Source organism: Streptomyces sp. NPDC005438 (genome assembly GCF_040606315.1).
In the GTDB taxonomy this organism is placed as follows: domain Bacteria; phylum Actinomycetota; class Actinomycetes; order Streptomycetales; family Streptomycetaceae; genus Streptomyces.
Genome location: NZ_JBEXEP010000014.1, coordinates 71,507 through 96,084, shown reverse-complemented (window position 1 = coordinate 96,084; position 24,578 = coordinate 71,507). Strand labels below are relative to the sequence as shown.

At 69.6% G+C, this 24,578-nt stretch carries 19 protein-coding genes; 7 read left to right on the top strand and 12 right to left on the bottom strand.

Translation table 11 applies throughout. The features are described from left to right. The first annotated feature begins 227 nt into the window (after nucleotides 1-227). The 3 genes from ABZT14_RS24080 to ABZT14_RS24070 all read left to right on the top strand — a co-directional run bounded on the left by ABZT14_RS24080 (nucleotide 228) and on the right by ABZT14_RS24070 (nucleotide 2,413). Complete coding sequence (locus ABZT14_RS24080; RefSeq protein ID WP_356306179.1) at nucleotides 228-701, top strand: hypothetical protein; 474 nt, start codon at nucleotides 228-230, stop codon at nucleotides 699-701. After that, nucleotides 698-1,186, top strand: coding sequence for a ferritin-like domain-containing protein (locus tag ABZT14_RS24075; RefSeq protein WP_356306177.1), 489 nt, complete (start codon nucleotides 698-700; stop codon nucleotides 1,184-1,186). The genes ABZT14_RS24080 and ABZT14_RS24075 overlap by 4 nt, the downstream gene beginning before the upstream one ends. 273 nt (nucleotides 1,187-1,459) lie before the next feature. After that, entirely contained in the window at nucleotides 1,460-2,413 is a 954-nt protein-coding gene (locus ABZT14_RS24070) for an aminoglycoside phosphotransferase family protein (RefSeq protein WP_356306175.1), read from the top strand. Here ABZT14_RS24070 and ABZT14_RS24065 read toward each other — a convergent pair. From ABZT14_RS24065 to ABZT14_RS24030, 8 genes are all read right to left on the bottom strand, one after another. Further along, entirely contained in the window at nucleotides 2,380-4,137 is a 1,758-nt protein-coding gene (locus ABZT14_RS24065; protein ID WP_356306172.1) for a proline--tRNA ligase, read from the bottom strand. The two genes, ABZT14_RS24070 and ABZT14_RS24065, sit on opposite strands and share 34 nt — an antisense overlap. Before the next feature lie 140 nt (nucleotides 4,138-4,277). Further along, nucleotides 4,278-4,844: a GNAT family N-acetyltransferase gene (locus ABZT14_RS24060; RefSeq protein WP_356306170.1), complete on the bottom strand. Its 567-nt coding sequence runs from the start codon at nucleotides 4,842-4,844 to the stop codon at nucleotides 4,278-4,280. Between the two features lie 23 nt (nucleotides 4,845-4,867). Further along, complete coding sequence (locus ABZT14_RS24055) at nucleotides 4,868-5,713, bottom strand: GNAT family N-acetyltransferase (RefSeq protein ID WP_356306168.1); 846 nt, start codon at nucleotides 5,711-5,713, stop codon at nucleotides 4,868-4,870. A 170-nt stretch (nucleotides 5,714-5,883) separates the two neighbouring features. After that, entirely contained in the window at nucleotides 5,884-7,038 is a 1,155-nt protein-coding gene (gene ispG, locus ABZT14_RS24050; RefSeq protein ID WP_356306166.1) for a flavodoxin-dependent (E)-4-hydroxy-3-methylbut-2-enyl-diphosphate synthase, read from the bottom strand. Between the two features lie 193 nt (nucleotides 7,039-7,231). Further along, nucleotides 7,232-8,536 (bottom strand): site-2 protease family protein, encoded by a 1,305-nt coding sequence (locus tag ABZT14_RS24045; RefSeq protein ID WP_356306164.1) that lies wholly within the window; start codon nucleotides 8,534-8,536, stop codon nucleotides 7,232-7,234. Then, complete coding sequence (dxr, locus tag ABZT14_RS24040) at nucleotides 8,533-9,822, bottom strand: 1-deoxy-D-xylulose-5-phosphate reductoisomerase (protein ID WP_356306162.1); 1,290 nt, start codon at nucleotides 9,820-9,822, stop codon at nucleotides 8,533-8,535. Before dxr ends, ABZT14_RS24045 begins: the two co-directional genes overlap by 4 nt. Nucleotides 9,823-10,004: 182 nt before the next feature. Beyond that, nucleotides 10,005-11,909, bottom strand: coding sequence for an acyl-CoA dehydrogenase family protein (locus ABZT14_RS24035; RefSeq protein WP_356306160.1), 1,905 nt, complete (start codon nucleotides 11,907-11,909; stop codon nucleotides 10,005-10,007). A 274-nt stretch (nucleotides 11,910-12,183) separates the two neighbouring features. After that, complete coding sequence (locus ABZT14_RS24030; RefSeq protein ID WP_356306158.1) at nucleotides 12,184-13,638, bottom strand: aldehyde dehydrogenase family protein; 1,455 nt, start codon at nucleotides 13,636-13,638, stop codon at nucleotides 12,184-12,186. A gap of 228 nt (nucleotides 13,639-13,866) precedes the next feature. Between ABZT14_RS24030 and ABZT14_RS24025 the strand changes: the two genes are divergently transcribed. Then, the gene (locus ABZT14_RS24025; protein ID WP_356306156.1) at nucleotides 13,867-15,210 is read left to right on the top strand and encodes a M14 family metallopeptidase; all 1,344 of its coding nucleotides are present in this window, start codon (nucleotides 13,867-13,869) and stop codon (nucleotides 15,208-15,210) included. A gap of 289 nt (nucleotides 15,211-15,499) precedes the next feature. On the opposite strand, the gene ABZT14_RS24020 is transcribed toward ABZT14_RS24025, so the two are convergent. Both ABZT14_RS24020 and ABZT14_RS24015 read right to left on the bottom strand, forming a co-directional pair. Beyond that, entirely contained in the window at nucleotides 15,500-17,059 is a 1,560-nt protein-coding gene (locus ABZT14_RS24020) for a PucR family transcriptional regulator (protein ID WP_356306154.1), read from the bottom strand. A 100-nt stretch (nucleotides 17,060-17,159) separates the two neighbouring features. Continuing rightward, nucleotides 17,160-19,367 (bottom strand): ATP-binding protein, encoded by a 2,208-nt coding sequence (locus ABZT14_RS24015; RefSeq protein WP_356306152.1) that lies wholly within the window; start codon nucleotides 19,365-19,367, stop codon nucleotides 17,160-17,162. Between the two features lie 369 nt (nucleotides 19,368-19,736). On the opposite strand from ABZT14_RS24015, the gene gabT reads away from it, so the two are divergent. Together gabT and ABZT14_RS24005 are read left to right on the top strand one after the other, a co-directional pair. Continuing rightward, nucleotides 19,737-21,086, top strand: coding sequence for a 4-aminobutyrate--2-oxoglutarate transaminase (gene gabT, locus ABZT14_RS24010; protein WP_356306243.1), 1,350 nt, complete (start codon nucleotides 19,737-19,739; stop codon nucleotides 21,084-21,086). A 300-nt stretch (nucleotides 21,087-21,386) separates the two neighbouring features. Next, nucleotides 21,387-22,061, top strand: a complete 675-nt coding sequence (locus ABZT14_RS24005; protein WP_356306150.1) for a phosphatase PAP2 family protein — start codon at nucleotides 21,387-21,389, stop codon at nucleotides 22,059-22,061. Here ABZT14_RS24005 and ABZT14_RS24000 read toward each other — a convergent pair. Continuing rightward, nucleotides 22,023-22,256, bottom strand: coding sequence for a DUF4190 domain-containing protein (locus ABZT14_RS24000; protein ID WP_356306148.1), 234 nt, complete (start codon nucleotides 22,254-22,256; stop codon nucleotides 22,023-22,025). The genes ABZT14_RS24005 and ABZT14_RS24000 overlap by 39 nt on opposite strands. A gap of 566 nt (nucleotides 22,257-22,822) precedes the next feature. On the opposite strand from ABZT14_RS24000, the gene ABZT14_RS23995 reads away from it, so the two are divergent. Continuing rightward, nucleotides 22,823-23,854, top strand: a complete 1,032-nt coding sequence (locus ABZT14_RS23995; protein ID WP_356306146.1) for an adenosine deaminase — start codon at nucleotides 22,823-22,825, stop codon at nucleotides 23,852-23,854. A gap of 137 nt (nucleotides 23,855-23,991) precedes the next feature. Here the strand turns inward: ABZT14_RS23995 and ABZT14_RS23990 are convergent, their stop codons facing one another. After that, nucleotides 23,992-24,372, bottom strand: a complete 381-nt coding sequence (locus ABZT14_RS23990; RefSeq protein ID WP_356306144.1) for a zinc-ribbon domain-containing protein — start codon at nucleotides 24,370-24,372, stop codon at nucleotides 23,992-23,994. Nucleotides 24,373-24,578 lie beyond the last annotated feature (206 nt).

Below are 24,578 nucleotides of genomic sequence, written 5' to 3'. Positions count from 1 at the left end.
GACGGGACGCGGCTTCCGTGCGGCGGGGGCTGCGGCGACGACGCGCGGGAGGAGCGGTACTCTCACGTGCCGTGATCGCCGCTGATATGACTGGTCAGACCGGCGCTCACAGGCCCCTCGTCCCGAGGTGAGGGGACGCGCCACTGCCCAGGGAGTGTTCGATGCCGCTCTTCCCCCCCACGTCCTCCCTCCCACGGAGACGCTCTGTTCTCGCGACCGCTCTGGTCGTGACCACCGGCACCGGCGTGACCGTCACCTCGGGGTGCACGGCCTCTGAGGCCCGGGGCGGGGGCCCACCGGCGGCGGAACCCCGCCTACGACGCAGCACCGCTCTGGAGAGCCGCGAGTTGCTCGCACGCTACCGAGCCACGGCCAAGGCGCACCCCGACCTCGCCGACCGGCTCCGCCCGCTGCGAGACGAAGTCACCGCGCACATCAGGGAGTTGGACACCGAGCAGAGCTCCCCCGGCTCCACGCAGCGCCGTGACCGTCCCGCGCCGACGGTGCCGAAGGACGAGGACCAGGCTCTGGCCGAGCTCGCCAGACAGGAACGGCTGGTCGCCGACGCCCGGACCAAGGCCCTGGTGACCGCACCCCCGGAAGTGGCCCGGCTGCTGGCCTCTCTCGCCGCCGCCGGAGCCACACACGCCCTGTTGCTGGGCGAGAAGTCACCTGTCGACGGTCAGGGAGGCGCTGGATGAGCGGGACGCTGACGCGGGACGGTTCGCCCGAGGCCCTGTCCGCGGCACAGGCCGCGCTGGAGGCCGAACATGCGGCCGTGTACGGCTACGGCGTGGTGGGCAGCCACGTGTCCGAAGAGCACCGGGACCAGGCGCGCACCGCCTTCGAGGGGCACCGCGCCCGGCGCGAGGTGTTGCGGCGGGCCGTACGGGATCTCGGGGGGCGGCCGGCGTCCTCCGCCGGGGCCTACGCGTTGCCGTTTCCCGTCGACGACGCGAAGGCCGCGGTCCGTTTGGCGGCCGAACTGGAGGACCGGGTCGCCGCCGTCTACGCGGACCTGGTTCGGGCGGCGTCGGGCGAGCTGCGGCGCGACGCCGCCAGTGCCCTGCGTGAAGCGGCGGTTCGTTCGGTGCGATGGCGCGGCCGGAGCGTGGCGTTTCCCGGGATGACGGAGCTGGCCCGCGGCGAGGCCAGTCCCTCACCACAGACGTCGGGTCGCGCCTAGGGTGCGTCGTCCGGTTCACGAGGGATGGGCACTGAGCCCGACCGGTGCCGTACGACAGGAGCGGAGGTCGTCGCGGCGGCGGCGCTTCGGGCCGGGCGACGAGCCGACAGGGCTGACGTGCGAACGAGGGGAGGCGTCCGCAGTAATCCCACCAGCCCCACGGGCTTCGGAGGGACGGCGGTAGCCACCTCACCCGTCGCTCGAGGGGACCGGAGGTATCCGTCACGGACACTCGACCGCGTACCCATCGACTCGAAAGGCGGGACCCCACTGATGCCGTTCGTCCAGCCCGGGGAGCTTCCACAGCGGTTGGTGCGGGCGCTGCTCGACAGCCCCGACGGTGCGGAGGCACACCGGTGGTTGCGGAGCCTGCCCGCCGTGGTGGACGAACTGCTCGACGCGTGGGACCTGTCCCCTGAGCGCCTGGTGGTGCCCGGCGGACGCCGCAGCCTGGTGGTGCTGACCAGGCAGCCCGGCGGCGCGCCGACGGCGCTCAAGCTGCTGCCACCGTCCCCGCCGGACGAGGAGTCCCCTGACGCGTGGACGGCGCGGTCCGTTGAGGCGGAGAGCGCTGCTCTGGAGTGCTGGGGAGGTCTGGGAGCGGTACGTCTGGTGCGTACGGACATCCGACGGGGCGCGCTGTTGCTGGAGCGGGCCAGGAGCGAGGTGTCACTCCGCTCCCTGCCCGAGGCGAAGGCCCTGTTGGAAGCCGCCTCCGTCGTACGCCGGCTCTGGGTCCCGCCCCCTGGGGACACCCGCTTCCGCTCCGTCGCCGCGCAGACGGCGCCGTCGGTGACCCGCTGGCCGCTGACCGCACCGCCCGAGGCGCTACCCCTGGTTGACGAGGCGCTCCGACTCCGCGAAGAGCTTCTCGCTTCCGCCCCTGAACCGAGGCTGCTGCACGGTGACTTCCGGCAGGCGGCGGTGCTGGCCTCCCCCTCGGACCGCGCTCCTTGGCTGGCGGTGGGACCAGAGCCACTGATCGGTGAACCCGCGTACGACATCGCCCGGCTCGTACGTGACAGGCTGCACGACCTGGTGGCCTCCCCCGGCGCCGCGTCCATGACGCGACGCCGGATCCGCACCCTGGCGGACTCCCTCGAACTGGACCGAGAACGAGTCCGGGCCTGGTCGCTGTACCGCGCCGTGGAGTCCGCGCTGCGCCAGCTACCCGTGGGTGGAGGGGGAGAGGCTCAGTTGCTGTGGGAGTTCGCCGGCTGGCTCTGAGTCGGATCGTGCCGAGTCAGGGCGGTGATCCGGGCGAGGGCGTCGTCCACCGACAGTTCCTCGCGCTCGCCGGTGCGCCGGTCCTTGAGTTCCACCACCCGCTGCGGCGCGCCCCTGCCGGCGATCAGGATGGTGGGGACGCCCACGAGTTCGGCGTCGGTGAACTTCACTCCGGGCGAGACGCCCGCCCGGTCGTCCACGATCACCCGTACCCCGGCCGCCGAGAGGCTGTCGGCCAGTTCGAGGGCGAGTTCGGTCTGCGCGGCCTTGCCGGCGGCGACCACGTGCACGTCGGCCGGGGCAACCTCGCGGGGCCAGCAGAGGCCCTGGTCGTCAGCGGTCTGTTCGGCGAGGGCCGCCACGGCACGGGAGACCCCGACGCCGTAGGAGCCCATGGTGACGCGGACCGGCTTGCCGTTCTGGCCCAGCACATCGAGTTCGAAGGCGTCCGCGTACTTGCGCCCCAGCTGGAAAATGTGGCCGATTTCGATCGCTCGGTCCAGTTCCACTCCGGCGTCGCACCGGGGGCAGGGGTCGCCCGGCTGCACCTCGGCGACATCCACGTACTGGTCCACCTCGAAGTCACGTCCGCACACCACGTTCCGCACGTGGGTGTCCGGCTTGTTGGCACCGGTGATCCAGGTGGTGCCCACGGCCACCCGGGGGTCGGCGAGGTAGCGGAAGGCCTTGCCCGCCATGCCGTCCTGGGGGCCGACGTAGCCGCGTACCAGGTCCGGGCGTTCGACGAAGTCCTCCGCCGTCACCATCTCCACCACGGCCGGGGCGAGCGCTTCGCCCAGCTTGCCGAGGTCCACCTCACGGTCGCCGGGTACGCCCACGGCGACGATCTCACCGTCCACCTTGATCAACAGGTTCTTCAGCGTGGCGGAGGCCGGGACGCCCAGGAAGTCGGCCATGGCCTCGATGGTGGGGGTGTCCGGTGTGGCCACCTCCTCGGGCGCGGGATGCCCGTCGACGGCGCCGGCGGGAACAGTGACGGTGAACGCCTCGGTGTTGGCCGCGTAGCCACACGAAGGGCAGGACACGAAGGTGTCCTCACCGGCCGCCGCGGGAGCCAGGAACTCCTCGGAGGCGGAACCGCCCATGGCGCCGGAGACCGCGGAGACGACGCGGTAGTCAAGGCCAAGCCGCTCGAAGATCCGCTGGTAGGCCCCACGGTGCAGGGCGTAGGCATGGGCCAGCCCCTCGTCGTCGAGGTCGAAGGAGTAGGAGTCCTTCATCTGGAACTCCCGACCGCGCAGGATCCCGGAGCGCGGGCGGGCCTCGTCGCGGTACTTGGTCTGGATCTGGTAGAGGATCACTGGCAGGTCGCGGTACGAGGTGCACTGGTCCTTCACCACCTGGGTGAAGATCTCCTCGTGGGTGGGCCCCAACAGGTAGTCGCCGCCCTTGCGGTCCCGCAGCCGGAACAGCAGGTCGCCGTACTCCTCGTACCGTCCGGTGGCCTCGTAGGGCTCCTTGGGCAGAAGGGCGGGCAGCAGCACCTCCTGCCCCCCGATCGCGTCCATCTCCTCGCGCACCACACGGGCGACGTTCTCGTACACCTGTTTGCCAAGGGGCAGCCAGGACCAGACCCCGGCAGCGGTGCGCCGTACGTAGCCGGCGCGTACCAGCAGCTTGTGGCTCAGCGTCTCGGCGTCGGCCGGATCGTCCCGCAGCGTCTTGAGCATCAACTGGGAAAGGCGCTGGACTCGGGCTGCCATGAGGTCTTCTCCATGCTTGGGACGTACCGAAGGGCTCAAGCGCGGTACCCGCGGCAAGAGGCTGTGAGGAGAGTAACGCCCGCCGCGTACGGTGCGGAAACCGCGCCGCGTATCAGGGCGGTGACCGGTCCGTGCCGCTCCTAGCGCCGACGGAGCGGCAGCGGGGCGCCCATCACCACGTACGGGCTCGTGGCACTGGGGAAGTAGACCTGCCCGGTCAGCTCCCGGTAACCGAGCCGGCGGTACAGCACGCGCGCCGGACTCTCCAGGTACAGGGCCGAGAGCAGCGACTTCGGCTGCGTCGCCGCGTCGGTCAGCCTGGTGATCAGGCGCCGTCCCAGCCCACGTCCCTGGAACGAGGGAAGGACGTGAAGCTCGGTGATCACGAAGGAGTCCTCCAGCCAGTGCTGTTGGCCGTGGTGGCGGAGGTACGGCTCCACCACGGTCGACCACCACTGGCCCCGCTCGTTCGGCATCCCGTAGACGAAGCCCACCAACCTTCCGTCGTCCCGCGTGGCACCGAGCGCCCTCGCCTGGGGGTGCGCGAGGTGACGGAGCACGATGGGACGGCGGATGGCCATCTCCTCGTCGGTGAGCCCGAAGGCCAGGGCCTGCACGGCCAGCGCCTCGTCCACGCGGGCCGCGAGGTCCAGCGGCTCCACGGCGACGCTGGAGTGTTCGCTCGGGTGACCCGGTGAGTGCGACATGCGGGGAGGCTACTGCCGCACCGTCAGAACAGCACGCTCATGAAGGCGCCGACGTCGCGGAACCCCACAGCGCGGTACACCGACCGGGCGGGCAGGTTGTAGTCGTTGACATAGAGGCTGGCCACCGGGGCGATTTCGTTCAGCGCGAACCGCAGCACCGCCGCCATACCCGTCTTGGCCAACCCCTGGCCCCGGTACTCGGGGGCGACCCACACCCCCTGGATCTGGCACGCGTGGGGCGTGGCGGCGCCGATCTCGGCCTTGAACACCACCTTGCCGTCCTCGACCCGGGCGAACGCCCTTCCCGCGCCCAGGAGTTCGGCGACCCGCGCCTGGTAGACCAGGCCACCGTCACCGGCCAGCGGGGAGACGCCCACCTCCTCGGTGAACATGGCGACGGAGGCCGGCATGACCAGATCCATCTCGTCCTTGCGGAGCCGTCTGACCCAGGGATCCGGGGCGACGTCGGTGGCCAGGGTGTCGGTCACCATCAGGGGCTGCCGGGACCGTACGTCGCGTGCGGGCCCCCAGTGGGGCTCCAGGTAGGCCCACAACGCGGCGGTGGGGTCGGCCGGACCCACCAGCGAGGAACAACGGCGCCCCTGTCGGCGGGCCCGCTCGGCGAAGGCGTACACCGCCTCGGGGCCGGCGCAGATGGGTACGAGGTTGGCCCCGGCGTAACACAGCGACTTCAGGCTGCCCCGGTGGAACCAGCCCCACATCTCCCCGCCGAGACGCCAGGGGTCGAGGCCCGAGGCGTACACACGGGAAGCGACAAAGGCGTTGTTCACCGGCTCACGCCGCAGCACGGCGAGAGCGTCGGCCAGCTCGTCGGGTTCCAGAACCCTGGTGTTGGTGGTGGTCAGCACGGGCGCCTCACCCTGGCCTGAGGGCGGTATCGATCTCCCGCACTGTACCCCTCCCGCGAGCGGCCCACCTCTCCTGTTTCGTCGCGGCGTCGGCGCCGTCGTCGCTGTTGAGCGGTCCGAGCGGAGTCAACGGATGGCGCGTAGACGCCGCAGCGCCACGAGGCATCGAGTCAGCTGACCGAGACCTCCGGCTCGCCGGAACTGACACCGTCCTTCTCCATCTCCTCGGCGATCTTCATCGCCTCGTCGATGAGAGTCTCCACGATCTTGGACTCCGGTACGGTCTTGATGACCTCGCCCTTGACGAAGATCTGCCCCTTGCCGTTGCCGGAGGCCACACCGAGGTCGGCCTCCCGGGCCTCCCCCGGGCCATTGACGACGCAGCCCATCACGGCCACTCGCAGCGGGACCTCCATGCCCTCCAGGCCCGCCGTCACCTCGTCCGCGAGCTTGTAGACGTCGACCTGCGCACGGCCGCACGAGGGGCAGGACACGATCTCCAGGCCACGTTGGCGGAGGTTGAGGGACTCCAGGATCTGGATCCCCACCTTCACCTCCTCCACCGGGGGCGCCGAGAGGGAGACCCTGATGGTGTCCCCGATCCCCTCGGACAGCAGGGCGCCGAAGGCGACCGCGGACTTGATCGTGCCCTGGAACGCCGGCCCCGCCTCGGTCACGCCCAGGTGCAGCGGGTAGTCGCACTGCGCGGCGAGCTGGCGGTAGGCGTTCACCATGACCACCGGGTCGTTGTGCTTGACCGAGATCTTGATGTCCCGGAAGCCGTGCTCCTCGAAGAGGGAGCACTCCCACAGCGCGGACTCCACCAGCGCCTCAGGGGTGGCCTTCCCGTACTTCTGGAGGAGCCGCTTGTCCAGCGAGCCGGCGTTGACGCCGATCCTGATGGGCACACCCGCGTCCGAAGCGGCCTTGGCGATCTCCTTGACCTTGTCGTCGAACTGGCGGATGTTGCCCGGGTTGACGCGCACCGCCGCGCAGCCGGCGTCGATCGCCTGGAACACGTACTTGGGCTGAAAATGGATGTCGGCGATCACCGGGATCTGCGACTTCCTGGCGATCACCGGCAGCGCCGCGGCGTCGTCCTGCGAGGGGCAGGCGACCCGGACGATCTGGCAGCCGGAGGCGGTCAGTTCGGCGATCTGCTGGAGGGTGGCCCCGATGTCCGCGGTGTTGGTGGTGGTCATGGACTGGACGGAGACGGGTGCGTCGCCGCCGACCGCCACCGCTCCCACATGGATCTTCCGACTCGCGCGCCGGTCGGCGAGCTTGGTCGGTACGGCGGGCATTCCGAGCGAAATCGCTGTCATGTGACGTGCAACCCCATAGCTGGCTGTGAATCGCGGTGAAGCGGAGCCCGAGAACGACGGGCTCCGGGCCCGAGATTACGGCACGGCACCAGCACCGGGCACATGTCGGCCTCCCGGTGGAACCCGCCGGTGGCCCGATGTGTGCCCCCGCCGACGTGACGGGGCGGAGGCACACATGACGTCGCTCACCTCGCTAACCGGCCAGACGTACCGGGTTGACCACGTCAGCGACCAGCACCAACAGCGTGAAGCAGATGAAGATGCCGGCCACCACGTAGGCCACCGGCATCAGCCGTGCCACGTCGAAGGGGCCCGGGTCCGGCTTGCGGAACACCTTGGCGACCATGCGTCGCAGCGACTCCCAGAGGGCGCCGGCGATGTGGCCACCGTCCAGCGGCAGCAGGGGAAGCATGTTGAACAGGAACAGCGAGAGGTTGAAACCGGCGACCAGGAACAGCATCGTCGCCACCCGCTGCTCCGGCGGGATGTCCAGGGAGAAGACCTCTCCACCGACCCTGGCCGCGCCGACGACGCCCATCGGGGAGTCCTGCTTGCGCTCGCCGTCGGCGAACGCCGCGTTCCACAGGTCCGGCACCTTGGAGGGCACGTCGACCAGGGCCTGCACGCCGGTGACCATCATGGTGCCCATGCGCTCGGTGGCCTGGGGGAACGACTGCTCCACGATGCCCCGGGCCGGGGTGAAGCCGAGGAAGCCCGCGGAGATGGTCTCGCCCTCGACGTAGCCGCCGTTGCCGTCCGTCTTGGCGACCTTGTTCCTGATGAGGTCCGCCTGGAGGGTCTTCTTGGCGCCGTCCCGCTCGACGGTGATGGTCGCGGGCCCGATGGTGTCGCGGATCTTCTGCTGGAGCGTGGACCACTCGTCGATCCGCTGGCCGTCGAACGCGACGATCTTGTCTCCGGGCTTGAGTCCGGCGGCCTTCGCCGGGGAGTCCTTGGCGCCGGAGGGGCACTTCTCGGTCTGCGCCGTCGCGGGGATCACGCACTTGGAGACCGAGGAGACCGTGGTGGTCTGGGTGTTGACCCCGAAGGTCATCAGTACGCCGAGGAAGATCACCACGGCGAGGATCAGGTTCATGAAGGGGCCGGCGAACATCACCACGACGCGCTTCCAGGGCTTCCTGGTGTAGAGCATCCGCGTCTCGTCGCCGGGTTGGAGTTCCTCGTAGTGAGCCGCCCGGGCGTCCTCGATCATGGCCCGGAACGGCGAGCTGGACCGCTGCCGGACCGCGCCGTCGTCGCCCGGCGGGAACATCCCGATCATGCGGATGTAACCACCCAGCGGGACCGCCTTGATCCCGTACTCGGTCTCGCCCTTCTGCTTGGACCACAGGGTCGGCCCGAAGCCCACCATGAACTGCGGCACACGGACACCGAACATCTTGGCCGTCGAGAAGTGCCCGAACTCATGCCACGCGATGGAGAAGAGCAGGCCAAACACGAAGACGACTATCCCGAGGACGGTCATCAGGGTGGTCATGCGCGGGCCTCCGCTGTCGAACCGAGTGAAGAGGTGCCGGTCGTGGACCGGCCGGGGGGCCGCTCCGCCAACTCACGAGTACGGGCACGTGCCCATGTCTCGGCGGCTAGAACGTCTTCCAGGGTGAGTTCCGTTCCCGACGGCGAACCGTGCTCGTCCACCACGGCGGCGACGGTGTCCACGATCCCGTTGAAGGGGAGCCTCCCGGAGAGGAAGGCGTCCACGCACTCCTCGTTCGCGGCGTTGAACACCGCCGGAGCGGTACCGCCCAACCCTCCCACATGGCACGCCAGCGGAACAGACGGGAAGGCGCGCTCGTCGAGAGGGTAGAAGTCCCAGGACATCGCCTTGCCCCAGTCGAAGACCGGACCGGCGTTCGGCACCCGCTCCGGCCAGCCCATGCCGAGGGCGATCGGCAGTCTCATGTCCGGCGGTCCGCACTGGGCCAGCGTCGAACCGTCCACGAACTCCACCATCGAGTGGATGGCGGACTGGGGGTGGACCACGACCTGGATCCGGTCGAAGGGGATGTCGAACAGCAGGTGTGCCTCGATGACCTCCAGCCCCTTGTTCACCAGAGTCGCGCAGTTGACCGTGATCACCGGGCCCATGCTCCACGTGGGATGGGCCAGGGCCTCCCGCGGTGTCACGGTCTCCAATTCGGCGCGGGATCGCCCCCGGAACGGGCCGCCACTGGCGGTGACCAGAAGCTTGCGCACCTCTCGCCGCTCGCCCCCGAGCAGGGCCTGGAAAAGGGCGGAGTGCTCGGAGTCCACTGGAACGATCTGTCCGGGGGCTGCCAACTCCCGTACCAGCGGCCCCCCGACGATCAGGGACTCCTTGTTGGCCAGGGCCAGCACATGTCCGGCGCGCAGCGCCGCCAGAGTGGGAGCCAGCCCGATGGACCCGGTGATGCCGTTGAGCACGGTGTGGCACGCGCTTCCGGCCAGCTCCGTCGCGGCGTCGGGGCCGGCGAGCACCCAGGGGATCGGGGTGCCGGGACCGTACTGGGCCCGCAGCGCCTCCCTCAGTTCGACAACCTTGTCCTCCCGGGCGACGGCGACGCTCTCCACCTGGAGGCGGTGCGCCTGTCCCGCGAGCAGCTCGACCCGGCCACCCGCCGCGGAGAGTCCGGTGACCCGAAACCGGTCCGGGTTGCTCAGCACCACGTCCACGGCCTGGGTACCGATCGACCCGGTGGATCCGAGGATCACGATGTCGCGGCGGCCGTCGGTCATCGCGGTGGGGGCGAACCGCTGGCGCGGATCAGCGAGAGAGTCCTTCATCCCCCCATTGTGGCCGTTCACCCGCTCCACCACGGTGCCGGGGCACTCCAGGGCGAGCATTTCGGCCTCCGCCGGCCCTGCCCACCGGGGGCCGGCCGACCCGAGCCGGCCCCGAGCGTGGTCCGCCCCGTCGGGGCCGTACGGAGTGGTGGGCGCACCCGGAGTGCGATGCCCTATGAGCCTCAGGTCAGGGGGCGGTGGACGTTCTGCTGCTTCGACGGTCCGGTGGGAGTCTCCGCGATCCAGGGGCCCTCGACGGAGGGATCCAGCACACCCTCCTCCAGCCAGGAGTAGGAACCGGACAGCACCCCTTGGACGACCTTGCCGTCCACCTCGTCGGTGTTGTGCCAGAGGCGGCCGAACAGTTCTTCCACCCGGACGCGGGACTGAACGCAGAAGGCGTAGGCGAGCTGGTACGCCGCGGCTCCCTGCGCGGCGTCGTCGCGCCGTAGCCGTTCGGCCCGAACACAGGCGGCGCTCATCGCGAACAACTCGGCGCCGATGTCCACGATCCGTCCGAGGAACCCCTGCTTGGTTTCCATGCGCCCCTGCCAGCGGGACATGGCGTAGAAGGTGGACCGCGCCAGTTTCCGCGCGGTGCGCTCCACGTACCGCAGATGAGGCGCGAGTTGGCCGAACTCGGCGTAGGCCGTGGGAACCTGGCCGCGGCCGGCGACCAGTCCGGGAAGCCACCTGGCGTAGAACCCGCTCGCCCGGGCACCCGCCCGTGCCTTGTCCGCGAGGTTCTTCTCCGGGTCGATGAGGTCACCCGCCACGGAGAGGTGGGCGTCCACGGCCTCCCTGGCGATGAGCAGGTGCATGATCTCGGTGGAGCCCTCGAAGATCCGGTTGATGCGCTGGTCGCGCAACATCTGCTCGGCGGGGACCCCGCGTTCCCCTCGCGCGACGAGGGACTCGGCGGTCTCGTAACCGCGTCCGCCCCGGATCTGCACCAGTTCGTCGGCGATCAACCAGCCCATCTCCGAGCCGTAGAGCTTGGCCAGGGCCGCCTCGATACGGATGTCGTTGCGGTCCTCGTCAGCCATGTGGGAGGCCAGGTCCACGACGGCCTCCAAGGCGAAGGTGGTGGCGGCGATGAAGGAGATCTTCGCGCCCACCGCCTCGTGCTTCGCCACAGGCCTCCCCCACTGGACCCGCTCACCGGCCCACTCGCGCGCCACCTTCAGGCTCCACTTCCCGGCGCCGAGACAGGTGGCGGGCAGGGAGAGTCGTCCGGTGTTGAGCGTGGTGAGGGCGATCTTCAACCCCGCCCCCTCCGGGCCGATACGACGTGACGCGGGGACCCTCACCTGGTGGAAGCGGGTGACGCCGTTCTCGATGCCGCGCAGACCCATGAACGCGTTGCGGTGCTCCACGGTGACGCCCGGGGCGTCCCCCTCCACGACGAAGGCGCTGATCCCGCCCCGATGCCCTTCCCGTGCAGGCACCCTGGCCATGACCACCAGCAGGTCCGCCACCACGCCGTTGGTCGTCCACAGCTTCACGCCGTCCAGCAGGTAGTCGTCGCCGTCGGGGGTGGCGGTGGTGGCCAGCCTCGCGGGGTCGGACCCCACATCCGGTTCAGTGAGAAGGAAGGCCGAGATGGCGTCCTTCGCACAGCGGGGCAGGAACTCGTCCTTCTGCTCGTCCGTGCCGAACAGCTTCAGCGGCTGCGGCACGCCGATGGACTGGTGGGCGGACAACAGGGCGCCGACGGCGGGGCTCACGGAGCTGACCAGGGTGAGGGCCTTGTTGTAGTAGACCTGGCTCAGACCGAGGCCGCCGTAGGCGCGGTCGATCTTCATGCCCAGGGCACCCAGTTCCTTGAGGCCCGCCACGACCTCGTCCGGGATCCTGGCGTCCCGTTCGATCCGGGCGCTGTCGATGTGCGTCTCACAGAAGCGTCGAAGCCGGTCGAGGAACTCCTCACCACGCCGTACGACCTCGGGGTCGGCTGTCGGATGAGGGTGGATCAGGTCCAAGCGGAAGTGGCCGAGGAACAGTTCCTTGGCGAAGCTCGGCTTGCGCCAGTCCTGCTCTCGCGCCGCTTCGGCGACTTGACGGGCTTCACGTTCGGAGACGGTCACAGCCAGCTCACCTCACCACGAGTCAGGGCGGCACCTTGCGGAGCGTTCTGAGTGTGTACCCCGTGTTGACGGTGCTACCCACCCACCCGTGGCGGTCAGGTGAGGCAGGGCGCGGACGACCCGGCCCGCGGCGACGTAGCGTCCGACCAGGCGGTTCACGGACCCCTTCCGCTCCGGCCCGAGAGCGACCGGGTGGGGATGGTGGACTGGTCCACCGGGACGTGGTCGGAGCCGCGCGAACCCACGGGCTCCGACCACACGGTGCGACGACGGCTCAGAGGTCCAGGCCGGTCAGCACCATCACCCGCTCGTAGGTGTAGTCCTCCATCGCGAACTGGACACCCTCGCGGCCGACGCCGGACTGCTTGGCGCCGCCGTAGGGCATCTGGTCCGCCCGGTAGGAGGGCACGTCGCCCACGATCACGCCACCGACCTCCAGGGCCCGGTGCGCCCGGAAGGCCGCCTGTACGTCATGGGTGAAGACGCCCGCCTGGAGGCCGTACTTCGACGCGTTGGCCTCGGCGTAGGCGGCCTCCTCGCCGTCCACCCTGGTGAGCGAGACGACCGGGCCGAAGACCTCCTCACAGCCGACCTTGGTGTCCGCGGGGACGTTCTCCAGCACCGTCGGCGCGTAGGTGGCTCCGTCACGCTTGCCTCCGGTCAGGAGTCGGGCGCCGGCGTCCACCGCTTCCTGGACCCAGGACTCCACCCGCCTGGCCGCGTCCTCGCTGACCAACGGGCCGACATCCGTGGCGTCGTCGGAGGGGTCGCCGGTGTTCAGGGACTCCACGGCGGCGATCACCCTGGGCACGAGGCGGTCGTAGACCGAGGTGTCCGCGATCACCCGCTGTACGGAGATGCAGGACTGGCCACCCTGGTAGTTGGAGAAGGTCGCGATGCGCTCCGCGGCCCAGTCCAGGTCCTTCTCGGAGGCGTAGTCGGCGAGCACCAACGCCGCACCGTTGCCGCCCAGTTCGAGCGTCACGCGCTTGCGGGGCACCGAGTCGAGCAAAGACCAGCCCACCGGGCCGGAACCGGTGAAGGAGATGATCGGCAACCGCTCGTCGCGTACCAGGGACTCCATGCGGTCGTTGGGGACCGGCAGCACGCTCCAGGACCCCGCCGGGAGATCGGTCTCGCTGAGCAGCTCGCCGAGCAGGATGCCCGACAGGGGGGTGGCCGGCGCCGGCTTCAGCAGGATCGGCGCACCCACGGCGATCGCCGGCGCCACCTTGTGGGCACAGAGGTTCAGCGGGAAGTTGAACGGCGCGATGCCCAGGACCGCACCTCGGGGGAAACGGCGGGTCAGGGCGAGTCGGCCCACCCCTCCGGCGTCGGAGTCCAGGCGCTGGGCCAGCCCGCCGTTGAAACGACGCGCCTCCTCCGCCGCCCAACGGAAGACCGACACACAGCGGCCGACCTCGCCGCGGGCCCACTTCATGGGCTTCCCGTTCTCGGCGGAGATCAGCTCGGCGATCTCCTCAGTGCGTTCGACGAGACGTCGGGACACGTGCTCCAGCGCGTTGGCCCGCACGTGGGCGGGGGTCGCGGCGAACTCGTCAGCCACCTCGACGGCGGCGACGATGGCTTCCTCGACCTGTTCCGGGGTGGGAACACTCACCGCGCCGACTACGCGGCCGTCCCAGGGAGAGGTGACCTCAAGGGTGGTGTCGCTGGTGGTCGCCCGGCCGGCAAGCCAGAACGTGTGGGTGGGTGTCGCTGTGGTCACTGCGGATCCCGGCCCTTCCGATTGGTGGGTGTCGCCGATTGGCTCTGCCTCCACCGTAGGCCGGTGAGACCCACGAGGCTCTTGTCCGACGCGTAGCAGAGTTCCGACGGTCTCCTCCTGATTGGCACAGCCCCCGGTTGACGCACGTGCCATTGACCAGAACATGCCACTGCCGGAAGGATTCCGAAGGTAACCCCCCACCGTCGCACTGAATCAGATGGAGTTGCGATGCGACTACGAATACGCGGCCGGCGACGTACGCTCACCGCCGCCGCCCTGACCGTGGCCCTGGCCGTACCGCTCGGCACACAGGCCATGGCCTCCGCCTCGGACGCGCCCCCCAGCGCGTCGTCGGAGCGCGGCACGGCGCAGGAACGGCAGTACGAGGTCAAGGACATCACCACCAAGGCGCAGCGAACCGCGATCGCCCGGTCCGGTGTGTCGATCGACGCCGTACGCAAGGACTCCGTGGTCATCACCACGGGCGCCGACGGAGCGGCGAAGGTCCGGGACCTGGGGCACAAGCTCAGCCCGCTGCCCGGCCCTCCGAACCGCAACAAGGGCGTCAAGAACGTCAAGCCCAACGACTTCCCCGACGAGGACTCCGGCTACCACAACTACGACGAGGCCACCGAGGCCGTCGACGGGTTCGTGGAGAAGTACCCGGACATCATGTCCAAGAAGGTCATCGGCAAGTCCCACGAGGGCCGTGACATCGTCGCGGTGAAGGTCAGCGACAACGTCAAGGAGGACGAGGACGAGCCCGAGGTCCTCTTCACCCACCACCAGCACGCGCGGGAACACCTGACGGTCGAGATGGCCCTCTACACCCTGGGGGAGCTGGGCTCCAAGTACGGCTCCGAGGACCGCATCACCAAGATGGTCGACGAGCGTGAGATCTGGGTGATCCCGGACGCCAACCCCGACGGCGGCGAATACGACATCGAGCCGGGCGACTACCAGATGTGGCGCAAGAACCGGCAGCCGAACGAGGACTCCACGATCGGCACGGACGAGAACCGCAACTGGGGCTACAAGTGGGGCTGCTGCGGTGGCTCCGACAGCGACCCCGGCGGAGAGACCTACCGGGGATCCGCCGCGGAGTCGGCGCCCGAGGTCAAGGTGATCGCGGACTTCGTACGGAGCCGGATCGTCGACGACAAGCAGCAGATCAAGGCGTCCATCGACTTCCACACCTACAGCGAGCTGGTGCTGTGGCCCTTCGGCCACACCGACGACGACACCGGCGAGGGTATGACGCAGGACGACCACGACGCGTTCGAGGCCGTCGGCACGTCCATGGCCGAGACCAACGGCTACACGCCGCAGCAGTCGAGCGACCTGTACATCACCGACGGCGCGATCGACGACTGGCTGTGGGGCGACCAGAAGGTGTTCGCCTACACCTTCGAGATGTACCCCGGTCCGTCGGGTGGCGACGGCTTCTACCCGCCCGACGAGAAGATCGAGGAGGAGACCGCGCGCAACAAGGAGGCGGTGCTCCTTCTGCTGGAGAACGCCGACTGCATGTACCGCTCCATCGGCAAGGAAGGCGAGTACTGCGAAAAGTAACCGGCCTCGCCGGGTGTCAACCTGACGTCCGGTACGCCTAGTTACGGCTAGCTACCGCGCCGTCGTCGCGCCGTGTCCGTTCTCACGGTGCGACGACGGCGCTCGGCGTTCGCCTCCCACGTAGGCCCCCGCTCCGAGCGTTGTCGACCGACCCCCGTGACAGCCCCAGCCCCGCTACGACGCCGCGCCAGGTGGCGCCTCAGTTGCTGTCAGCAGCCGCAGGGAGCCCGCTTCCTGGGCGTGGCCGGTACCACGCACCGATGCCGGTCGGCGCCTCAGTGCCGACGGCTCACTGGCTCGTGGCCTTGAGGGCCAACCACAGCTCCATGCGGACGTCGGGGTCGTCGAGGGAGCGGCCGAGGATCTCCTCCACCCGGCGCATCCGGTACCGGAGCGTGTGCCGGTGCACTCGGAGCTTGGCCGCTGCGGCGTCCCACTGCCCGTGGTGGGCCAGCCACTCGCGGAGCGACTCCACGAGGTTCCCCCGACCTGTCGCGTCATGCTCGTGCAGGGCACGGAGCATCCCGTCGGCGAACGCCCGCACCGCGTCGTCGGCCAACAACGGCATCACCGAGCCGGCCGCCACGTCCTCGTGCTCGACCAGGGCGACACCTCGCCTCCGGGCGACCGAGAGCGCCTGCTCCGCCTGCTTGAAAGCCACCGCCGCAGCGGCCAGCCCCGCCGGGGCGGAGATGCCGATCACCGCCTCCGGTTGGCCCCCTTTCTCCCGGCATCGGTCGGCAGCCTCGGCATAGGCGATACAGCCCTCGACCGCCGAGCCTCCGTCCGCAGCGAGGACCACCAACCGTCCCCCGTCCGGCACCAGGAGCACCGCCTCACCGGCACGTGCGGCGGCGGCCTCGATCGCCTCCCCCAGCCCCTCCAGGGAAGAGCCGCCCTCCTCCGCGACGACGACGCGCAGGGGAGCGTCCAGCAACCCCCCGTAGAGCCGTCCGGCAACGGCCCGCGCGTGGTTGGACTCCCCCACCAACAACATGCGCAGCACCGCGGCGCCCAGGCGCCCCTCCGCCTCCTGGAGCGCCCTGGACCGCTCCGTGGTGAGCGTCAGCAGGGCGATGGCGGAGTTGACCGCGTAGCGCTCCCCGGTACCCAGGGGGGCACCCGTCCCAATGGCCAGTACGGCACGCGCCCGGCGACCGGATCCCACCCCCACGGACTGCAGCTCGATCCGGTCGTCGGCCACCTCACCGCCACTGACCACGGCGCTGGCCGGGGCAGGCCGATCTCGCAGTCGTTGCACCTCGGTGGTGATACGCGCCGCACGGCGGGCCGCCCAGTGGGGTGCCGAGGCCACCACGGCGGCGGAGGCATCGTAGAGGGCCACCCATCCGTCCAGATGCTGGGCCAGCTTGCCCAGCAGCGCCGCCGGCCCCTCGTGGGACAGTGCGGCACTGGTCAGCTCACGCTGGGCGTCGAACCCAGCCGTCACCGACCGGTACCGCTCGGCGGCCAGAGAGTCGGACACCACCTTGCTGATGGCCAGGAAGGGCGTCCGTCGGGGGACCTCGATCAGCGGGAGGGAGGCCGACTTGGACGCCTGGAGCAGAGCGTCCGGCACCTGCTCGTAGTGCACCCCGGCGGCGAAGCCGATCCCCACCACGTCCTTGTCGACAAGGCGACGCACATAGGCGTCCATCGCCTCCGAGTTCGTCACGTCCAGTTTCAGGGCGGTCAGCAGCAGCAGTTCGCCCCCGTCGAGATACGGGGTGGGGTCGGTCAGCTCGCTGACATGCGCCCACCGCACGGCGCGGTCCAGCCTCTCCTGCCCCGCCAGCACGGACAGCCCCAGCGCGGAGTGCTGGACCAGGTTGGCAAGCGTCGGAGGCATAACGTTCCTCACCGTACTGTCGACCGTATCCCCGTCATTCTCGCAGCCGGCCGATGCCGGAAATCGACCCCTGGATCAGGCTGCGGCGACGTAGCGGATCTCAGTTGCCCAGTCGGGTCAGGATCGGAGCGGTCCGCTTCCCCGCCGTCGTGGTCAGGGACAGCACCGCGTGCTCGGGCGGCAGGGAATGGGCCAGGTCAGAGGCGGACCACCGTTCCCTCTGCACCTTCCGTACGGTCACCGACTCCGCCGTGACATAGCGCCCGGTCGCCAGTCGCCGTACCGAGTGCATCACCTTGGTGAAGGGCTCGTCCGAGATGATCTGTCGATTGGTGACGTCACGGGTCTCCACCCACTCCGTGCCCCAGGTTTCAGAGAAGTGACCTCCGTCCCGGGGGGAGATCCCGGCGCACGCCATGCGGCATCCGACCGCCGACAGCAGCGGTCCACGCAGGGCGGCGGGGACGTCGTCCAGCGTGCGGAGGGTCAACACCACACCGGCGTGTGCGGAGCGCAGACGTTGCAGGCCACGCAGGGACTCCGGCGAGATGACGTGCGCGGCGTCGTCCACGACGAGGGTGGCGAACAGCGAGGTGTCGGCCCGGGTCACAGCACAGGAGCTGAACTGGGCCAGCAGCAGCCTGGCCAGGATGCGGGAGGCCTCGGAGTGCCCCCGCTCGGGAAGGTCGACCCTGACCCGGACGGGACGCTCCAACGCGCGCATCGAGAAGAGTCGGGGTCCCTGCTCGGCCACGTCGCCGCCCGAGGACTCCGGTGGGCCGAACTGGCCGGCGAAGGCCGAACGGTCCAGGAGGGCGACCCGGTCCGCCATCAGGACGCGAACGTCACCGTGGCGGTCGGAGTGACGCTGGAAGGCCTCCAACTCCCGCAACTGGACCGGGGATTGCCTCTCCTCCAAGCGGGCCCGCAGCGCCCCTATCAGGTTGGAGCCCTCTTCCAGGAGGTCACGCAGTTCGGCGACCCGGGGGAAGCGCCCGTAAGCGGCGCGGAAGGGGCCGATCAGCTGGGCAAGGGTCACGGCCGCCCGGCGGCTGTCGCCTCCGGGGAGGTACTCCGTGAGGTCGCCGACAAGGCCCTCGGCCAGCAGGCTGGCCGCCTCGTCGGGGTCGTCGACGCCGCAGTAGAGGTCCAGTCCGTGACGGGAGTCGGGACGGCCCATCCTGATCACCACGTCGAACGCCTCGTCACCGAGCAGTCCACTGCCCTCGGCGGTGACCGCCACCACGGATGACTGACCCAGCAGGGCCTGGAGACAGAGCGATTCGACCACGGGTCGCACCAGGTGCTGGGTCTTTCCCGCGCCGGGAGGCCCCACCGCGAGGAGTGAGGTGCCCAGGACCGTCGGGTCCAGAGCGATGCCTGCTCCCCGGTACTCCTGCTGGTTCCTCTCGTTGCCGGGTGCCTGGCCGATGCGCACCTGGGACAGCCGCAGATCGTGAAGGGCCCGACGTACCGGAAGATCGCGCTCACCCGAGGGGTGCGCGTACGCCGTAGCTCCCCGTCGTCGCACGGTGTCCACGAAAGAGGCCAGCCGGTCCGGGTCAGCGCGGACGGCCTTCCACATCCTCTCGATACGGGTGTGGTCGAGATCGGTCAGCACGCCCTGCTGTGCTTCGGCCTGGAGCCGGTCGGCGGCCTCGTGAGCACCGACCTCGCGCAGCTCGGGCCAGTCGATGGGGTCACCCTCGGGCCTCCTGAGCTGCCGCGTCACCGGTGCGGCGTCGGCGCCTGGCTGCGGGCGCCGACGCCGCCCGAGCCTGCCCATGGCACGACGGCCGAGTTCGTCCCAGTGCCCCATACGACCGCACACCACGGCGAGCCCACCGACGACGAGGGCATAGTAGAGATACAGGGACGTGACGTAGGCCATCTGATGGCCGCCCTCCGAACGCCACGAGTCCGGGGTCATGGCGAGCAGGGGCCACAGCCAGTAGCTCCCGAGGTAGCCGTTCCACAACAGGGACCAGGCCAGCCAACCGATCAGAAAGGACACGATGGCGCCGCTGATCAGCTGCCGGTTGGGAATCCTGTCCTTCTCCACGATCCGCGGCGGCTGGTGCTCGTAACGCCAGATCCCCGGTTCCGCCTGCGGTCGGGGAGCGCTGAGCCACTGGGCCAGTAAGGGCCGTGTCCGGGGGGCTCCGGCCGGACGAGGCGGAGGCACCGGGCCCGCGGCCTTCTGGGACGGCACGGCATCCCGGTACTGCGTCGCTTCGAGACCGGCCCCCGTGGAGGGGGGCGGCCCCTGCTGCTCTCCAGCGGAATCGTGTGCGCCGGCCCTGTCCATCTGCTCCCTCTTACCGCTTGACCACCGTGATGCTCCCCGGACTGGACCCAATCTAGCCTCGCCGCCCAGGAGTTGGCCTGCCTCGGCTGAACGCGGCCGGCCCCCGAACTCGGGCACCGCCGCGCACCGACGGGGCGGCAGGTCGCGCCTCCGGCCCTCGCGCCGTCGGTGCGCGGCGGCCGATGAGGCAGGCCACACCGATGTGCTACGGGACCGACTCCGCGCGAGGCCTCCGGCTATGTGCGTCTCGTCCAACACGACACACGTACTTCTCCGCCGAGGTGCATGTCCCGGGCTCCTCCTGGCGCCTAGCCTGCCAAGGACCGCACACACACCATCCATCCCCACGGAGGAGAGCTCATGAGCACGATGGCCGAGAAGACCGGGGGCCCCGGGCTGCCCCAGGAGCGCCGCCTCGTCACCGCTATCCCCGGCCCCCTGTCGCAGGAACTGATGGCGCGGAAGGAAGCCGCGGTGGCGAGCGGCGTCGGCGCGGTGATGCCGGTCTTCGCGCGGCGCGCGGGGGGTGGAGTGCTGGAGGATGTGGACGGCAACTCACTGATCGACTTCGGCTCGGGCATCGCCGTCACCTCGGTCGGGAACAGCGCCGAGGCCGTCGTACGGCGGACGACGGAACAGTTGACGCAGTTCACCCACACCTGTGCCATGGTCACGCCCTATGAGGGCTATGTGGAGGTGTGCGAGGAGCTGGCACGGGTTACCCCGGGCGACCACGCGAAGAAGAGCGCCCTGTTCAACTCCGGGGCGGAGGCGGTGGAGAACGCGGTCAAGATCGCCCGTACTCACACCAAGCGTCAGGCCGTGGTGGTCTTCGACCACGGCTACCACGGGCGGACCAACCTCACCATGGCGCTGACCTCGAAGAACATGCCGTACAAGCATGGCTTCGGCCCCTTCGCGCCGGAGGTGTACCGGGTACCGGTGGCCTACCCCTTCCGCTGGCTCACCGGTCCCGACAACTGTGCGCAGGAGGCGGCCGACCAGGCCATCGACCAGATCACCAAGCAGGTCGGGGCGGAGAACGTCGCTGCCATCATCATCGAACCCGTACTGGGCGAAGGTGGCTTCATCGAACCGGCCAAGGGGTTCCTGCCACGCATCGCCCGGTTCGCCAAGGACAACGGGATCGTGTTCGTGGCGGACGAGATCCAGTCCGGGTTCTGCCGTACCGGACAGTGGTTCGCCTGCGAGGACGAGGGGATCGTCCCGGACCTGATCACCACCGCCAAGGGCATCGCCGGTGGGCTTCCCCTCGCCGCCGTCACCGGACGGTCGGAGATCATGGACTCGGCCCACTCCGGTGGTCTGGGCGGGACCTACGGCGGTAACCCGGTCGCCTGCGCGGCCGCCCTCGGCTCCATCGAGACGATGCGCGAACTGGACCTGGCCGGCAAGGCCCGGCGTATCGGGGAGGTCATGAAGCCCCGGCTCGCGGCGATGGCCGAGAAGCACGAGGTGATCGGCGAAGTCCGTGGGCGGGGCGCCATGCTGGCGATCGAGTTGGTCAAGCCGGGCGGCAAGGAGCCCAACCCCGAGGCGACCGCGACCCTCGCCAAGGCCTGCCACCAGAAGGGCCTGCTGGTGCTCACCACGGGCACCTACGGCAACGTGATGCGGTTCCTGCCGCCACTGGTGATCGGCGAGGACTTGCTGAACGAGGGGCTCGACGTCCTGGAAGAGGCACTTGCCGAGTTGTGACGGACGCCCGATGACCTGGGTGAAGAATATGTGCGAGCACGATGGGCGAGCAGTGATCCATCTTTTGTGCTTGTTCTCGAAGCCGTACGGTGCAGCGGGATGAACGCAACATCTCGCTCGGGGGAAACCCCGGGCGACACCTACTCGGCGCCTCCCCTGCGCCGGGTTGGTGGAGCGCTGACGCGCACTCCTCACCGATCGGTCCGTCGTCCGCCCCACACCCCCCGGGGTGTACGGCGGCCTGGTCGGTGCGACCGCCCCGGAACACTCTCCCCCCTTGTTCCGGGGCGGCTTCGCGTCATGGCGCTCTGTCTGGTGGTGTTCGCCCCCGTCACCTGGCAGGTACGGGTGGACGGCCCGCTCCTCACCCCGGACGAGGTTCTCTCTCGCGCCATGGTCGGTCGTCTGCCCGCCCTGGTGACCGAGTTCCTGGCGGACCTGGGCAACCTCGAAGTCGCCTTGGTCGTACTGGTTCTGGCCCTGGCCGCACGGTGGTGGGTCGAACGGCGGGTCACACCCCTGCTCTACGCCCTGCTTCCGGTGACCTGTGTGCCACTGCTCGTGGCTCCGTTGAAGGCGTGGACGGAGCGCCCGGGACCGCTGGACCAAGGCACGGGCTACTACCCCTCCGGCCACGCGGCGACGGCGCTGGTGGTGTACGGGGTGGCGCTACTCCTCCTCGTCCCCTACGTGCGGTGGAGGCGGGGCTCACCACTGGTCCTGTTGGCCGTCGTGGCGGTGGGCAACGGTATCGGCCTGGTGAGCCGTGGCTACCACTGGCCGCTCGACGTGCTGGCGAGCTGGGCACTGGGAGGTGTCCTGCTGCTCGCCATCGACTACCTGGGGCTCCTCGACGCCGCGTATCCCGCGCGCAGTCGTCGCGGCGACCAGGGCGCGAGTCCCACGCTGAACACCGGAGGCCCGGGGCGCCGTTCCTCAGCCGATGAACCTGCCGAAGACCAGCAGCACCAGTAGCAGGGCGGACCCCACCAGCCCGATGATTCCCATGACCACCCCGGCGTGGGCCTGGCTGTAGCCTCCCTGCTCACCCCGCGCGATGGCCGCCTTGGCCGAAAGACCCAAGCCGAGAGCGACTGGTGAGGCAATGATCGAAAGGATGCCGCCGTAACAGGTCAGCATGAACGCCAGACCCACGATCCCCATCACCATCGAGACGGTCGCCTGGGCTGTCGGCAGAGGCCGCCAACCGTAGGGGGCGCCGGGTGGGAAACCGGAGTGGTGCGGCGCACCGTAGGGAAGCGGCGGCTGCCAGCCGTAGGGCGATGAGGGTGGGGCGGGCGGGTAGCCGGACATCGGACCGGTGGGGAAGTCGCCGATGTCCGGTGCCGAAGGGGCTCGGCCGGGGGTGGCGGTCGGGCCGCTCGTTTCGGTGAGGCGATCCGAACGGGCTGGTTCCGGCGACCGTCCAGAACGGGAGCGTGGACGGCGGTCGGTTTCCACCAGCCAGGGTTCGTCAGGAGTGTGTGGCGCTCGCGTGCCGGAGGGCTCCCTCACTGAACCGTCCCCCGCCACTTCGGGTCCGCCCGAGGTGCCCTCTTCTCCGTGGGGCGACTTGTTCAGCCAGGACTGTCCGGGATCGTCCTCGGCGCCACTTCTCGGTTCGCTGTCCATGTCCCCCTCGCCGTCCCCCTCGCCCTCTTCCAGGCACCCATGGTAGGTCTCCGCCCGTGCCAACCGACCTAGACTGCACGCAAACTTGACCCCGGGAGGAATCGTTGTCCGACCTCGAAGTCTTCATCGCCGGGCTTCCCAAGGCCGAACTGCACGTACACCACGTCGGTTCTGCCTCGCCCCGCATCGTGGCCGATCTGGCCGCACGGCACCCCAGTTCCAAGGTCCCCAAGGATCCCGAGGAGCTCCGGCGGTACTTCACCTTCACAGACTTCGCCCACTTCATCGAGGTCTACCTCTCGGTGGTCGACCTGATCCAGGACGCGGAGGACGTACGGCACCTCACCTACGAGGTGGCCAGGGACATGGCGGCGCAGAACGTGCGCTACGCCGAACTGACGGTCACCCCGTACAGCTCCACCTCCCGGGGCATCCCCGACCAGGCCTTCGTCGAAGCAATCGAGGACGCCCGGAAGGACGCCGAGAAGACGTTCGGCCTCATACTCCGCTGGACGTTCGACATCCCCGGTGAGGCGGGACTACCGGCCGCCGAGGAGACAACCCGGATCGCCACCGAGCTGGCGCCGGAGGGGCTGGTCTCGTTCGGTCTGGGAGGGCCCGAAATTGGGGTTCCCCGGCCCCAGTTCAAGCCCTACTTCGACCGCGCGATCGCCACCGGCCTGCACAGCGTCCCGCACGCCGGGGAGACCACCGGACCGGGAACCATCTGGGACGCGCTGACCTCGCTGGGCGCCGAACGCATCGGCCACGGCACCAGCGCGATACAGGACCCCCGGCTGTTGGAGCATCTGGCCGAGAACGGGATCCCGCTGGAGGTCTGCCCGACCTCGAACGTGGCCACCAAGGCGGTGGAGGACCTCGACACGCACCCGCTGCGCGAGATGGTGAAGGCTGGCGTGACCGTGACCATCAACAGCGATGACCCTCCGATGTTCGGGACCGACCTGAACACCGAGTTCGCCATCGCCGCCCGCCTGTTGGACCTGGACGCGACCGGTGTGGCGGAACTGGCCAAGAACGGGGTGAAATGCTCCTACCTCGACGAGACGTCCAAGCGCCGTCTACGCGAGGAGATCGACACCTACCTGACGAACTGGAACGCCACCCGTTCCTGACCGCCCCGGTCGTCGGGGCTACCCGACGCCGGTGTCCGCTCGTCGTGGGTGGTCGCGATGGAGAGGCGACCACCCACGCGGCGTCGGAGCCCCGCACGCCGCGAGCTTCCCTGAACCGTGGCGACGTCCGGCCGGGCTCAGTTCTGGTGGGGAGGCTGCTGGGGGTAGGTGGGCTGGGCGAAGGGGTTGCCCTGCCCGCCGGGCTGCTGGCCGTACGGCTGCTGCTGACCGTACTGGGGTCCGGGCTGCCCCATCTGCGCACCCATGCCCGGCTGTTGGGGAGCACCCTGGGCCAGCAGTTGTTCCGCCTGTTCCTTGGTGATGTCCGAGTGTCCTCCGCAGAAAGTGCATTGCAACGAGTGCTTGGACGGGGCTATCGGAAACAGCGGTATGAAGAAGAGCGTGAACTTGGTGACGCGACGCCGGAGAGCGTGCGCCGAAGGGTTGCCGCAGAACCCACACAGCAGACTCAGCATCGCGAGCTGAATAACCTTCGAGGATGTGCCGAAAATGATCACGAGATTCTACTCCTGAGCGGGCTACGGCACTTGATGGCCGCAGACGGTGAGGTCAGGACAATGTACTCGTGGCACTGAACAGGGCGCACTCGCTGGCCACCCCGACTTTCGTCGTCCGCGTCCGTCCCAACAGGGCCGTCGGGCGATGCACTTGCCGGGAATGCCGCGTGGCCAGCCGATGAAGATGGCCAGCCACGCGGCGTCGT

Bases quoted from the DNA above. Each gene is read 5' to 3' on its own strand.
- ABZT14_RS24005 (WP_356306150.1), top strand. From the start codon at position 21,387: ATGGCGCTCTGTCTGGTGGTGTTCGCCCCCGTCACCTGGCAGGTACGG.
- dxr (WP_356306162.1), bottom strand. From the start codon at position 9,822: ATGAAGGACTCTCTCGCTGATCCGCGCCAGCGGTTCGCCCCCACCGCG.
- ABZT14_RS24075 (WP_356306177.1), top strand. From the start codon at position 698: ATGAGCGGGACGCTGACGCGGGACGGTTCGCCCGAGGCCCTGTCCGCG.
- ABZT14_RS24020 (WP_356306154.1), bottom strand. From the start codon at position 17,059: ATGCCTCCGACGCTTGCCAACCTGGTCCAGCACTCCGCGCTGGGGCTG.
- ABZT14_RS24000 (WP_356306148.1), bottom strand. From the start codon at position 22,256: ATGGTGATGGGGATCGTGGGTCTGGCGTTCATGCTGACCTGTTACGGC.
- ispG (WP_356306166.1), bottom strand. From the start codon at position 7,038: ATGACAGCGATTTCGCTCGGAATGCCCGCCGTACCGACCAAGCTCGCC.
- gabT (WP_356306243.1), top strand. From the start codon at position 19,737: ATGGCCGAGAAGACCGGGGGCCCCGGGCTGCCCCAGGAGCGCCGCCTC.
- ABZT14_RS24065 (WP_356306172.1), bottom strand. From the start codon at position 4,137: ATGGCAGCCCGAGTCCAGCGCCTTTCCCAGTTGATGCTCAAGACGCTG.
- ABZT14_RS24070 (WP_356306175.1), top strand. From the start codon at position 1,460: ATGCCGTTCGTCCAGCCCGGGGAGCTTCCACAGCGGTTGGTGCGGGCG.
- ABZT14_RS24060 (WP_356306170.1), bottom strand. From the start codon at position 4,844: ATGTCGCACTCACCGGGTCACCCGAGCGAACACTCCAGCGTCGCCGTG.
- ABZT14_RS24015 (WP_356306152.1), bottom strand. From the start codon at position 19,367: ATGGACAGGGCCGGCGCACACGATTCCGCTGGAGAGCAGCAGGGGCCG.
- ABZT14_RS24045 (WP_356306164.1), bottom strand. From the start codon at position 8,536: ATGACCACCCTGATGACCGTCCTCGGGATAGTCGTCTTCGTGTTTGGC.
- ABZT14_RS24025 (WP_356306156.1), top strand. From the start codon at position 13,867: ATGCGACTACGAATACGCGGCCGGCGACGTACGCTCACCGCCGCCGCC.